Genomic DNA, 13,008 nt, shown 5'->3' with positions numbered 1-13,008 from the left:
GTCAAATATTAGCTTATAATCTTATAAAATTGTGATGTTTTTTTTATAATAAACTTACTTATAACTGGTGAATATAGGGCCACATCATTCATTTCTTTTAAATCTCCATTACAATGAAGAACTAAATCACAACCTGCAGTGAAGGATTTCTTTGTATTAATTGCTATAGAGCCCTTTAAACTTTTCATTGATATATCGTCAGACATCAAAATATTTCTAAATTTAATTTTATTTCTTATTAATTTTATAATTTTCTTTGAATGTGTTGCGGTGTTGACTTTGTCAATTTTTTTATAAATAAGATGTGCAGTCATTGCAAATAAACTATTTTTATTTTTGAATGCCATAAAGTCATGATTATTCAAATATCTTAATTCCTTATTGATTGTAGGGGTTTTTTTATGACTATCGACCTTTGCTAAGCCATGGCCTGGTATATGCTTTATCACAGTGGCAATTTTATTATTATGAAACTCTTTAATACAAATATCTCCAATTTCTGAAACAATCTTTGTATTGTCTGAAAAGGCTCTGTCACCAATTATTGCACTTGATCCTTTGGATCTAACATCAAGGACTGGTAAAGTATTTATGTTAATTCCTATATTTTTTAATAATAAGACAGTTTTATTGATAAACTTTTTGTATTCGATATAAAATTTTTTTTTATCTTTAAGATAAAGATTACCAAAAAATTCTCCTGTAAACTTATCTGCTTTAAAAAATTTTTTTAATCTATTAACTCTACCACCCTCTTGATCAATTAAAATAGGATATTTTTTATCATTGAATATTTTTCTAATTTGACCTGTTAATTTTTTTACTTGTGTAATATTTTTAATATTTCTTGAAAAAAGTATTATTCCCCAAGGTTTATGTTTAATTAGAAATTTTTTTTCACTAGTCAATAATTTAGTAGATTTTAAACCAACTATGAAACTTTTACGATTATCCATCATTATTAATTAGTTCCCAAAACTTGTAATTCTTTTTATTTTTATCTATGGTTTTTTCAACATATTCAACAATATCAACAGTATCACTTTTAAGTATAATAAGATTACGAGAATAATTTTCAGTTTTATCCTCAATATTTTTCAAAGATCGGTATGAATTTTTTTTATTTTCATTTGAAAAATAATATTTGAAAGATAGAAAAAAAAATAAAATTATAACAATCAAAAATAAAAGATATTTAAGTTCTTTTAACATTACATTTTTTGAGGAGTGTCTACTCCAACAATATCCATTCCAGATTTGATAACATTAGATATAACTTTTAAAAAAACTAATTTATCATTTGAAATTTTCTTTTGTTCGTTAATAAACCTTTTTGATTGATCCTCTTTGCCCATATTCCAATAAGAATGAAATTCTGATGATAGTTCGTAAAGATAAACTGGTATTCTGTGGGGTTCAAGTCTTAGACTTGCAGCTTCAATACACTTAGGCCATTCTGCTATTTTTTTTAATATCTTTATTTCATCACCCGTATATGCAAATTCGTAATCTTTTATATTCAAATCATTTTCTATATTAAGATTTACGTGTCTAAAGACAGATGATATTCTAGCATAACAGTATTGGACATAATAAAGTGGGTTATCTTTAGATTTTTCTTTAACTTTTGTAAAATCAAAATCTAACTCTACATCGCTACTTCTATTAAGCATAATAAATCTCGTGGCATCTTTACCTACTTCGGCTATCAAGTCTTCAACTGTTATATAGTCACCTTTTCTTTTTGACATTTTAAAAGGTTTTCCATCTTTAATTAATTTGACGAGTTGACTTACTTTACAAATCAATTTTTTTTTATCTCCTGATAGAGCTTCAACGACAGAAGTTATCCTTTTAATATAACCAGCATGGTCAGCCCCTAATATATTAATAAGTGTATCGTAATTTCTATTTAATTTATTATCATGATAGGCAACATCACTAGCAAAGTAAGTCCATGATTTATCAGACTTTTGTAGCGCTCTATCTTTATCATCACCAAAATCTGTTGATTTAAATAAAAGTTGCTCCCTTTCTACCCAGTTTTCATCATTTTCACCTTTGGGGGCCTTAATTTTTCCACTATATACTAGCTTTTTTTCTTTTAATTTATCAATTGCTTTCTGAACTTCATTATTTAGGACAATATCAGTTTCACTTGTAAATCTATCGTGCACTATTCCAAGATTTGATAAATTATTTTTAATCAATTTTAAAGATTCTGAAACCGATAATAAAGTTAGTTCTTTTGAAACGTTTTCAAATTTATCAAATTTTAAAACTTTATTAGATTTTATAATATTTTTAGCAATACCAACTAAGTAATCACCAGGATATAAATCAGAGTTTTCAATTGGGAATTTTTCATTAAAAAGTATTTCCCTAATTCTAAAAAAAACAGATTTTGTAAAATTTATGATTTGATTACCATAATCGTTAACATAATATTCTTTTGAAACATCATGCTTGTTAAAAATTAATATATTTGAAATAACATCTCCCAATATTGCTCCTCTACAATGTCCAACATGAAGAGGGCCAGTGGGATTAGCTGAAACAAATTCTATAAGATATTTTTGTTTTTTTTCTTTATTATTGACACCATAATCCTTGTGATTTTGATTAATACTTTTAATAAAATTATTCCAATATATTGTCTTAAATTTAATATTAATAAATCCTGGTTTTGCTACAGAAATAGATTCTATTTTTTCATCTTCATTTTTAATTAATTCAATTAAAATATTTGCAATATCAATTGGAGATTTTTTATTAGCCTTAGAGAGAACCATGGCTACATTGGTTGATATATCGCAGTCAAAATTTGATGGTGGTATATCTACATTAATTCCATTTAAAGATTCAGGTAATTCTAAAGTACCATCTTTATTAAGCTTTTTAATCAAGATTATTATTTTATCCAAGTAGAGATCAAAAATGTTCATTAAATACCTTTATTTAAATTGATTGCATATCTATCTGTCATACCAGAAATAAAATCAGCTATTGCTCTATTTGGGTCATTCTTTAATTGATCACCGTTTAAAAATTTTTTGGGCTTATTCTTAATTTTATAAAAGAGTTTATTAATAATTTTTTTTCCATGATTATTTTTAGATAATACATTTTTATTGTTATACATTTTGCTTCTTAGGAAAAACCTAACTTCTTTTTCAATTTTAAGAAATTTACTTGAAAAACATACTATAGGATCATCTAAGTTATAAACATCTTTTAAAGATTTGACTTTATTATTTTTTAAATTATTTTTAGTATTCTTAATTAAATCTCTAACCATTAAATCAATTGAATCTCGTATTATTTGATATATCAAAATATCTTTATTGTTGTTTTTAATATTATTTTTGTGTGATTTATAAATATCTTTAAAAAAATTAATTTCAATCAAGTCGTTTAAATTAAACATTTTGGCTCTAATTCCATCTTGTATGTCATGATTATTATAAGCAATGTCATCTGAGATTGCTGATATTTGAGCTTCTAATGAACCAGAGTTAGTAAAGTTTATTTTATTCTTAAAACTTTTTAATCCAATCAACCTATTAACAGTAAAGAGATCATCAATTGGGCCATTGTGCTTTAATAATCCATCTAAAGTTTCTAATGTTAAGTTCAGGCCTTTAAATTTAAGGTATTTATGCTCAAGAAACATAACTATTCTTAAGGTTTGAAGATTGTGGTCAAAGCCTCCAAAGTTAACCATACATTCATTAAGAGCATCTTCTCCAGCATGTCCGAACGGAGTATGCCCTAAGTCGTGAGCCAAACTTAAGGTTTCAGCTAGATCATCATTTAAACCTAAATGTTTAGCTATTGATCTTGCAATTTGCGCAACCTCAATTGAATGGGTAATTCTAGTTCTAAAATGATCCCCTTCTGTGTTAACAAAAACTTGTGTTTTATGTTTTAACCTTCTGAATGAGGCACTGTGAATAATTCTATCTCTGTCTCTTTGAAATGGAGTTCTGTAAAGTGAATTAGCTTCTTTAAAAATACGACCTTTGCTTTTAGATAAAGCTAAATTTGAGTAATTATTCATACTTTAAATTTAATAAATTGATATTATATTAGTATTATCAGTGTTGTTATATGATTAAAGAAATTAAATTTACAGATAAAGCTATAAAACAGATTAATAATTTGTTGTCTCAAAAAGATCCAGGGTCATTTTTTAGAATCGCTATTAAAGGCGGTGGTTGCTCAGGTTTTCAATATGAGTTTACTTTTGACAAAAAATTAGAAGCAGACGACTTAAAACATGAAAATATTCTTATAGATAAAACTTCAGCAGACTTATTAAAAGGTTCAGAAGTGGACTTTGTTTCGGAACTAATTGGCGATCAATTCAAGATCACTAACCCACAAAGCAAATCTTCTTGCGGTTGTGGTGTTTCTTTCTCTATATAATGATTATTACATCTTGGAATGTTAATTCTGTTAGAGCAAGAATTGAAAATATTAAAGAATACCTTCAAAAATTTTCTCCTAATGTTGTTATGATGCAGGAAATTAAAACGCAAGATGAGACCTTTCCCTATGATGATTTTTCAGCATTAGATTATGAGAGTCATGTATTTGGACAAAAAAGTTATAATGGTGTTGCTATTATATCCAAACATAAACTAGAAAATGTTAGAATAGATTTGATTAAAGATAAATTGAAACAATCTAGAATTATTTCAGCAGAACTAAAACATAAGAAAAAAAATGTTCAACTGATTAATATTTATACTCCAAATGGTAATCCTGTAGATACTGATAAATACACTTATAAAAAAGACTGGTTAGATAAATTAATTAAACAATTAAAAACTCTTTCAAAGAAAAATGAAAATATTATCTTAGCTGGTGATTTTAATATTCTTCCTTCAGCTGAAGATGCTTATAATATTAAAGGGTTTGAAGATGATGCTTTATACAGACTTGAGATAAGAAAAAAATTTAGAGAAATGATTAATCTAGGTTTTCATGATGCCTACCGTCACATTCATGGTGAAAAGGAAGGCTATACTTATTGGGATTATATGAGAGGTGCTTGGCAGAAAAATAATGGATTAAGAATTGACCACTTCTTAGTTTCAAATTCTTTATTAAATATAGTAAAAAATGTTAATATTAATAAAGACCCAAGAGGAAAAGAAAAACCTTCTGATCACACACCTATTGAAATTGAATTAGCTTAAAGATTTAATTTTATTAAAGAGTTCTTCATTAATATTTCTTGGTCCTTTATTTAATCTATTTTTATGTCTTCTTTCTCCAGGAAGCCTAACACCCTCCATAGCTGACATTTTACTAAAAAATTCATCTGCATGTTTATCCCAACCTTTACCAGAAATTTTATCTGGTGAGATTGCTATGATAAATTCACCTCCACTTGGGGGACCACCATCGTTATTATCTTTTGCAGCAGTTTCAAAACTAAAATTTTCACCTATTAATGCTCCAGCTAATAATTCAACCATCATTGCAATACTAGATCCTTTATAGCCTCCAAAAGGAAGTATAACTCCACCATCAGCTATTTCTCCAGGATCAGTTGTTTCTTTACCCTCTTTAGTTAAACCCGTTCCAAGGGGAACTTTGTGCCCTTCTCTTTTTGCAATTTGAACTTCACCCATTGCCATTGAAGCAGTTGCCATATCATAGACAACAGGAGTTTTACCAGGTCTAGGCCAAGCAAAAGAAATTGGATTTGTCCCATATAAAGGTTTAGTGGCACCCGCTGGTGCAACAGCTGGCTTATAAGATGTGCAAGCAATACCAACAAGTCCAGCTTCAGCAATAGCTTCAGTTTCAGGCCAAAGGGCTGCCATGTGATGTGAATTTTTTATGGCAAGAACTGCTACACCATTTTTTTTTGCTAATTCAATAACTGCAGGTAATCCTAAACTTAAAACCATAGGAGCAACTGCATTGTTGCCTAGTACTTTAATAATACTTGGAGCAACATTTTCTAATTCGGGTCTTGCCTTACCATTAATCTTTTTACTTTTTAAGCCTGCTACATAAGCTGGTAATCTAAACAAACCATGAGAAACAGAACCATCTCTTTCAGCTCTCATAATAGTATCCGCTAGAATACTAGCATTTTCCTCATCACAACCATTAGCTAATAGTGTTTTTTTGGCTAGTTCTAAAATTTCTTTTAATGTTAAGGGAACTGTACTCATCCCAATATTAAATATTATTTATGCTTGCTTTTCAAATCTTTTTTTAGATCTTCATGATCACCAACAACATTATGGTATTGGCTTTTCGTTACATATTTTTCTAAAAAAGGTACCGCTAATAAAGGTAAGAAGCCACCAAGAACAATTCCAAAGGCAGCACTTTTTAAATTTGGATCAAGTAATGCTGCTATAAAGTCTGCTATAATATGAGCTAAAACTATTCCAATTATTCCAGCAATTGCACCATTAGAAACTAATTTCAAAAAACGGTTTATGCTCCAACCTGAATAAAAACCAATTAATGGTATTAACGTATGAACAAAACCAAATACAAATCCTCTTAATATTCCATATTCCTCTATAAGTTCTTCTAAAAAGTGAAGAAATTCTGGTAATTCATGTGCGTGTTCCATTAGTTACATCTCCTACATTTTGTTGAGACTTCAAGCTGAAAATCACTGAAGTCATATTTTTTGATTGGGTTTTTTTTAAATATTGTTTCAAATAATTCTGATTTAAGCTCTTCTGTGTCTCCACAATCTCTACAAATAGCTATAGATGGATTATGCTTAACATGCTCATGACTACACAATACATAGGTCTTATTTTGATTAGATTTATGTATCTTATCTTCTTCAATTAGTTTTTTTAAAGATCTGTAAACAGCCATTGGCTGTATCTTTTTAAATTTTTGAAATTTATCTAATATTTCATAAGCCGTTAAATGCTTTTTAGATTTCTTAATTATATCAAAAACTATGTCGTGATTATTCATTTTGTTATGTTATAACATAACATTTTTTTATGTCAATACCCCAGTAATAAAGGTTTTTGTTTGTTCTATAATTGTAATAAATTCCTAACAAAACTTACATTTAAAGGAGACTATGCTTATAAAAAAATACCTAAAATGGATCAGCACTGCTTTAGTATTAACTGGAATATTATTAACTAACTTAAATATCTACCCTATTAACATCTACTTCCATGGTCTTGGAGTTATTGGTTGGACAATAGCTGGTTTTATATCAAAAGATAAAGCCATATTAACAAACTTTGGGTTACAGATACCATTATTTTTAATTGGAATTTATAAGATTATATTTTAGGATTAATTGAATAGAACAAGCTGTATCTTACATCTTTATGTAGCTGTATTAATATTATTAAGTACGACCATACACATCTTGAAACCTGACAATATCACCTTCTTTTAATATCGATCCAACTTGTGCTTCAATAATTTTAACAGGCTTTGTGCCTTTATTTTCAATTCTATGAATTGCTTCTAATGGAATGAATATATGATCATTTTTTTTTCTAAAAAAACTATCTTTATTAAGTGTAATTTTAGGCGTTCCTTGAGTTACAAACCAATGTTCTGATCGATGATGATGTTTTTGTAAACTTAAAACACCTTTAGGCTTAACAAATAGTTCTTTGATTAAAAAACCTTTACCTTCGAATAAATTAACGTACCTACCCCAAGGCCGGTAATAAACATTTTTTTTCTTATAATATTTATTCTTATTTTTATCATACATTTTTAAGATCTCTTTCCAGCTGCCAAGATCTGACCAAGGAATGTCTAATTTAATAGCATTAATTTGTTTGGTTTTTTCTAAAATTGCATAATCAAAAGATTTTGCTGTAGCTTTTTCAAATGAAGCTTTATTTAAATAATAAGTGTTATCTTTAAGTTTAGCTTTTGAAACAGCATTAAGACAATTTTTATACATTGTAGGTTGGTATTTCTTAAAGTTATTTATTATTGAGTCTTTTCTCAAAAAAAACATACCAGAATTCCAATAACCTTTTTGTTTAATGACTTGTTTAGCTTTAGCTTCTTTAGGTTTTTCAATAAATTTTGTTACTTTATTAATATTTCCTTTAACTTTTTTTGTTAAAAAATAACCATATTCACTTGATGGAGATGTTGGTTTAATTCCAAAGATGAATATATTTTGGTCTGTTAAATTAGTTTTATTTTTATTAATAGCTTTATTAAAAATATTAGCTTTTTCTATTAAGTGGTCTGCTGCAAAAAACATTAAGGGTTGTTCATTTGGAATATCTTTAATTAATGCTGATGCAAGAATTGCTGGTGCTGTATTTCTTTTTGCGGGTTCTAAAACAATTTTATATTTACTTATCTTATGTTTCTTAAGATGTTTTTTTACCTCTTTTAAATATTTAAGATTTGTACTTATGATCGGTACATCAAAGGTCGAAGATTTAACTCTTTCAAGAGTTTTTCCTAATAAAGTCCAATTACCAAAATCAATAAATTGTTTTGCTTGATGATTTTTAGAATTAGGCCAAAGTCTAGTTCCTGCTCCGCCACATAATATAACGGGTCTAATTTTCATTAAATATCAGCGTAAACTTTTACTTCTTTTCTTTTACCGGGATGTGTTGGTGCACCTAAATAAGCGGGACCTACTGTTTGAGCATATTTCCAAATAGTACCCGATCCAAAGCTTGATTTTTTTGCTTTCCACTTCTTATGTCTTGTGGCTAATTGTGATTTAGTTAATCTAACGTTAATAGTCCCTTTTTTGGCATCTATATCAATTACATCTCCATTGCGTAAAAGAGCTAAAGGGCCGCCTAAGGCCGCCTCAGGGCCAACATGACCCACACAAAAACCTCTTGTAGCCCCAGAAAATCTACCATCTGTAATTAGAGCAACCTTCTCACCCATACCTTGACCATAAATAGCACCTGTTGTTGAAAGCATTTCTCTCATACCAGGACCGCCAACTGGTCCTTCGTAACGAATAATAATTACATCACCTGCTTTATATTTTTTCTTTTGCACACAAGCCATTGCTGCTTCTTCATTATCAAAACATCTAGCTTTTCCAGTGAATTGTAATTTTTTTAAACCAGCAATTTTAACAATTCCACCATCAGGAGCTAAGTTACCTTTAAGACCTACAACACCGCCATCTGGTGATAAAGGATTATCATATGCTCTTAATACTTTTTGCTTAGGATTAAATTTAATATTTTTTAAATTTTGTTTCATTGTTTTTCCAGTAACAGTCATGCAATCACCATGTATAAAACCACCATCAAAAAGAGTTTTTAATAACATAGGTACTCCACCAGCTAACCACATATCTTTTGCAACATATTTTCCACCTGGTTTTAAATCTGCAAGATATGGAGTTTTTTTAAAAATTTTAGCTACATCCATTAAATCAAACTTAATTCCAATTTCATTAGCTATAGCTGGTAGGTGTAAAGCAGCATTTGTCGATCCACCAGTAGCCGCTACAATTGTTGCAGCATTTTCTAAAGATTTTTTTGTAACAATGTCTCTTGGACGAATATTTTTTTGTAATAAATTCATTACAGTCTTGCCACTTAATAATGCATACTTATCACGTTCTTCGTATGGAGCAGGTGTTCCAGCTGAATAAGGTAATGCTAAACCAATAGCTTCAGAAACGCAGGCCATAGTATTTGCAGTAAATTGACCTCCACATGCACCTGCACTTGGGCAAGCAACTAACTCTAATTTTCTTAATTCCTTTGCAGACATTTTTCCAGCTGAGTGTTTTCCAACTGCTTCAAAAACATCAACAACAGTTACATCTTTACCTTTATATTGACCTGGAAGTATTGAACCACCATAAATAAATACACTTGGGACATTTAATCTAACCATTGCCATCATTAAAGCAGGTAAAGATTTATCACATCCTGCAATACCAACTAATGCATCATAACAATGACCACGCACAGTAAGTTCAGTTGAGTCTGCAATTACTTCACGAGAAATTAAAGACGATTTCATTCCCTCATGACCCATCGCAATACCATCAGTTACTGTTATTGTACAAAATTCTCTAGGAGTACCACCTGAGGCTCTAACACCTTTTTTAACCGATTGAGCTTGTCTCATTAAAGCAATATTACAAGGAGCAGCTTCATTCCAAGTTGACACAACACCAACAAAAGGTTTTGCTACATCTTTTTCAGTTTCACCCATCGCATAGTAAAATGATCTATGTGGAGCTCTATCAGCACCTAATGAAGTATGTCTGCTTGGTAATTTCTTTTTATTAAATTTTGCCATTATATACCCTTTATAGTTATTGATATTCTCTCAACATCATTTTTTAAATTATTATAATTAGTTTTTTCTTGATCAACAATATCTTTTGGTGCTCTATCAACAAAGCTTTTATTAGCTAATCTTTCTGATATCTTATTCATTTCCTCTTGGTATTTATCTTGTCTTGTAGTTAAGTTTTTTTTGATTAATTTTAAATCAACATCTTCATCAAAATATACTTTAAACAGATCACCAGAAACCATCAATGTAGCCGCTGGTTTGTCTAAATCTTTATTATGTAAATTTCTAATGCGACCAAGTTTTTTAAGAATAATTTCATTATCAATAAAAAATGATTGCTCTTTTTTACTAACAGTTTCTATTGAAATATCTATAAATGACCCAGGGCTTACACTTAATTCATTTTTAAACGATCTTAATTCTGAGACTATACTTATAATCTTCTTTACTTGATTATTAGATGAATCACTTTCAAGCTCTCCAGAAGGCCAATTAGCTAACATTAAAAAGTCTTTACCCGAGTTATCAAATTTATTATTTAGCCAAATTTCTTCAGTCACGAACGGAATAAATGGATGTAATATTATTAATATTTGTCTAAACACATAAGCAGATACCTGTCTTACTTCATCTTTTGCTTTTTCATCTTCTGAAAATAGGATTGTTTTAGATAGTTCTAAATACCAATCACAATAAGAGTGCCAAGTGAATTGATAAGCATTTTTTGCAGCTTCATCGAACCTGTAATCTTTTAGATTTTTTTCAATTTTATTTTTAGTTTCTATAAGTTCAGAATAGATCCATTTATTAATATTAGTTGATAAACTTGGTTTTTCATCAATTTTAGAAAAATCACAATTATTGGTAATTAAAAAATTATTTGCATTCCATAATTTATTTAAAAAATTTCTATAACCTTTAACTCTATCTTCAGAAAGTTTTACATCTGTTCCAGGTGATGCCATTGAAAGTAAAGTAAATCTTAAAGCATCTGCACTATATTTTTCAATCAAATCTAAAGGGTTAATTACATTTCCTTTAGATTTAGACATTTTCTGTCCTTTCTCATCTTTAACAAGGGCGTGAACATAAACATCTTTAAAAGGTTCTTTGTCTAGAAACTCCATTCCAAACATAATCATTCGAGCTACCCAGAAAAATATAATATCAAATCCTGTAACAAGTACTGATGTAGGGTAAAATTTATCAACATATTCTTTATCATCAGGCCACCCTAATGTAGCAAAGGGCCATAAGCCTGATGAAAACCAGGTATCTAATACATCTGGATCACGAATTAAATCTACTTCTTTATTGTAGAATTTTTTGGCTTCAGCTTTTGCTTCGTCTTCATTTATTGCAACGAAGATTTTTTTATCTGGCCCATACCATGCTGGTATTTGATGTCCCCACCAAAGTTGTCTTGAGATACACCATGGCTCAATATTGTTCATCCATTGAAAATAGGTTTTTGACCAATTAGCAGGAAAAAAATTAGTTTTTTTAGAGTTAACTATATCTTTAGCTTTAACTGATAATTTTTTTGCATCTACAAACCATTGTTCTGTTAAAAAAGGTTCAATTATCGAGTTAGATCTATCCCCATAGGGAACTTTATTCTTTATATTTTCTTCCTTAACAAAGAATTCTTTTTCTTTAAGTTCTTTTAAAATTCTTTTTCTAGCTTCAAATCTATCAAGGCCAATATATTCTTTGGGGGCATTATCATTAACTTTACCACCTTCAGTAAAAATATTTATGATTTCTAAATTATTTCTTTGTCCAACTTGATAGTCATTAAAATCATGAGCAGGCGTTATTTTTAAAGCACCAGTTCCCATTTCTGGATCAGCATAATCATCTTTGATGATTTTTATTTTTCTTCCAACAATTGGAACTGTTACAAATTTATCAACTAAATGTTTAAATCGATCATCTTTAGGATTTACCGCGATGGCTGTATCACCCAACATAGTTTCAGGTCTAGTTGTAGCTATAGTTATAAAATCACTAGAACCTTCAATTGGATATTGAATGTAATAAATTTTAGAATTAACTTCTCGTTGATCAACTTCTAAGTCAGATATTGCAGTTTTTAAAACTGTATCCCAATTAACTAGTTTTTTATCCTTATAGATTAAATCTTTTTTATGAAGCTCTACAAAAACTTTTAAAACTGATTTTGAAAGGTTTTCATCCATTGTAAAAGCATTTCTCGACCAATCACAAGAGCACCCTAATTTTTTTAGTTGATTTAAAATGATATCACCATGCTCTTCTTTCCATTCCCAAACCTTTTCTATAAATTTTTTCCTTCCAATTTGATTTTTATCAATACCTTCAGTCGTTAATTTTTTCTCAACTAAAGCCTGTGTAGCAATGCCTGCGTGATCTGTTCCTGGTTGCCATAAGGTTTCGTAATTATTCATACGGTGGTATCTAACCAAAAGATCTTGAATTGAATTATTCAAAGCGTGACCCATATGAAGGCTACCTGTTACATTGGGTGGAGGTATAACCACTGAAAATTGTTTCTTATTTTTAGTGGGTTTAAATAAATTATTTTTTTCCCAATAAGAATAAATCTTATCTTCAACATCTGTATGTATGTATTTGTCATTACTCATAGGTGATAATAAGTTTATAATTTAATAATATTAATTAACAATAATCATTTTGAAGGCTTATTTGGTAGACTAATTTTATATATTTAATATATAAAAGGCT

Annotated in this window: 13 protein-coding genes; 3 read left to right on the top strand and 10 right to left on the bottom strand. The window is 29.0% G+C overall.

Annotated elements, in window-relative coordinates; all coding sequences use genetic code 11:
• Window positions 1–8 precede the first annotated feature (8 nt).
• Genes AC5SL4_RS02910 through AC5SL4_RS02895 form a run of 4 tightly spaced genes read right to left on the bottom strand, consistent with a single transcriptional unit; the run spans window position 9 to window position 4,060 of the window.
• Window positions 9–959 carry a glycoside hydrolase family 3 N-terminal domain-containing protein gene (locus AC5SL4_RS02910; protein WP_494587553.1) on the bottom strand — a complete coding sequence of 317 codons (951 nt, stop codon included), beginning with the start codon at window positions 957–959 and terminating at the stop codon, window positions 9–11.
• Window positions 949–1,212 (bottom strand): hypothetical protein, encoded by a 264-nt coding sequence (locus AC5SL4_RS02905; RefSeq protein ID WP_011282074.1) that lies wholly within the window; start codon window positions 1,210–1,212, stop codon window positions 949–951. The genes AC5SL4_RS02910 and AC5SL4_RS02905 overlap by 11 nt, the downstream gene beginning before the upstream one ends.
• A complete protein-coding gene (argS, locus tag AC5SL4_RS02900) occupies window positions 1,212–2,945 on the bottom strand; it encodes an arginine--tRNA ligase (RefSeq protein WP_494587552.1) in 1,734 nt (577 codons plus the stop codon). The genes AC5SL4_RS02905 and argS overlap by 1 nt, the downstream gene beginning before the upstream one ends.
• Complete coding sequence (locus tag AC5SL4_RS02895) at window positions 2,945–4,060, bottom strand: deoxyguanosinetriphosphate triphosphohydrolase (protein ID WP_006996949.1); 1,116 nt, start codon at window positions 4,058–4,060, stop codon at window positions 2,945–2,947. The genes argS and AC5SL4_RS02895 overlap by 1 nt, the downstream gene beginning before the upstream one ends.
• Window positions 4,061–4,110: 50 nt before the next feature.
• Here AC5SL4_RS02895 and AC5SL4_RS02890 point away from each other — a divergent pair, with 50 nt between their 5' ends.
• Both AC5SL4_RS02890 and xth read left to right on the top strand, forming a co-directional pair.
• The gene (locus tag AC5SL4_RS02890; RefSeq protein WP_006996950.1) at window positions 4,111–4,428 is read left to right on the top strand and encodes a HesB/IscA family protein; all 318 of its coding nucleotides are present in this window, start codon (window positions 4,111–4,113) and stop codon (window positions 4,426–4,428) included.
• Complete coding sequence (xth, locus tag AC5SL4_RS02885; RefSeq protein WP_006996951.1) at window positions 4,428–5,204, top strand: exodeoxyribonuclease III; 777 nt, start codon at window positions 4,428–4,430, stop codon at window positions 5,202–5,204. Before AC5SL4_RS02890 ends, xth begins: the two co-directional genes overlap by 1 nt.
• On the opposite strand, the gene AC5SL4_RS02880 is transcribed toward xth, so the two are convergent.
• From AC5SL4_RS02880 to AC5SL4_RS02870, 3 genes are read right to left on the bottom strand one after another with little or no spacing between them, the layout of a single operon-like run.
• Complete coding sequence (locus AC5SL4_RS02880) at window positions 5,196–6,194, bottom strand: Ldh family oxidoreductase (RefSeq protein WP_006996952.1); 999 nt, start codon at window positions 6,192–6,194, stop codon at window positions 5,196–5,198. The two genes, xth and AC5SL4_RS02880, sit on opposite strands and share 9 nt — an antisense overlap.
• A gap of 14 nt (window positions 6,195–6,208) precedes the next feature.
• Entirely contained in the window at window positions 6,209–6,607 is a 399-nt protein-coding gene (locus AC5SL4_RS02875; RefSeq protein ID WP_006996953.1) for a hypothetical protein, read from the bottom strand.
• Entirely contained in the window at window positions 6,607–6,969 is a 363-nt protein-coding gene (locus AC5SL4_RS02870; protein WP_006996954.1) for a Fur family transcriptional regulator, read from the bottom strand. Before AC5SL4_RS02870 ends, AC5SL4_RS02875 begins: the two co-directional genes overlap by 1 nt.
• Window positions 6,970–7,081: 112 nt before the next feature.
• On the opposite strand from AC5SL4_RS02870, the gene AC5SL4_RS02865 reads away from it, so the two are divergent.
• Window positions 7,082–7,303, top strand: a complete 222-nt coding sequence (locus AC5SL4_RS02865; protein ID WP_006996955.1) for a DUF6552 family protein — start codon at window positions 7,082–7,084, stop codon at window positions 7,301–7,303.
• A 57-nt stretch (window positions 7,304–7,360) separates the two neighbouring features.
• Here AC5SL4_RS02865 and AC5SL4_RS02860 read toward each other — a convergent pair whose 3' ends face one another.
• Genes AC5SL4_RS02860 through AC5SL4_RS02850 form a run of 3 tightly spaced genes read right to left on the bottom strand, consistent with a single transcriptional unit; the run spans window position 7,361 to window position 12,908 of the window.
• A complete protein-coding gene (locus AC5SL4_RS02860) occupies window positions 7,361–8,563 on the bottom strand; it encodes a sugar phosphate nucleotidyltransferase (RefSeq protein WP_494574326.1) in 1,203 nt (400 codons plus the stop codon).
• Complete coding sequence (ilvD, locus tag AC5SL4_RS02855; RefSeq protein WP_011282068.1) at window positions 8,563–10,281, bottom strand: dihydroxy-acid dehydratase; 1,719 nt, start codon at window positions 10,279–10,281, stop codon at window positions 8,563–8,565. The genes AC5SL4_RS02860 and ilvD overlap by 1 nt, the downstream gene beginning before the upstream one ends.
• Window positions 10,281–12,908 (bottom strand): valine--tRNA ligase, encoded by a 2,628-nt coding sequence (locus AC5SL4_RS02850; RefSeq protein ID WP_494587550.1) that lies wholly within the window; start codon window positions 12,906–12,908, stop codon window positions 10,281–10,283. The genes ilvD and AC5SL4_RS02850 overlap by 1 nt, the downstream gene beginning before the upstream one ends.
• Window positions 12,909–13,008: the final 100 nt, after the last annotated feature.

The sequence above is a fragment of the Candidatus Pelagibacter sp. PS_02 genome (assembly GCF_059418065.1).
The sequence above is the reverse complement of the archived record's forward strand: the minus strand, read 5'-3'. Positions and strand labels throughout refer to the sequence as shown.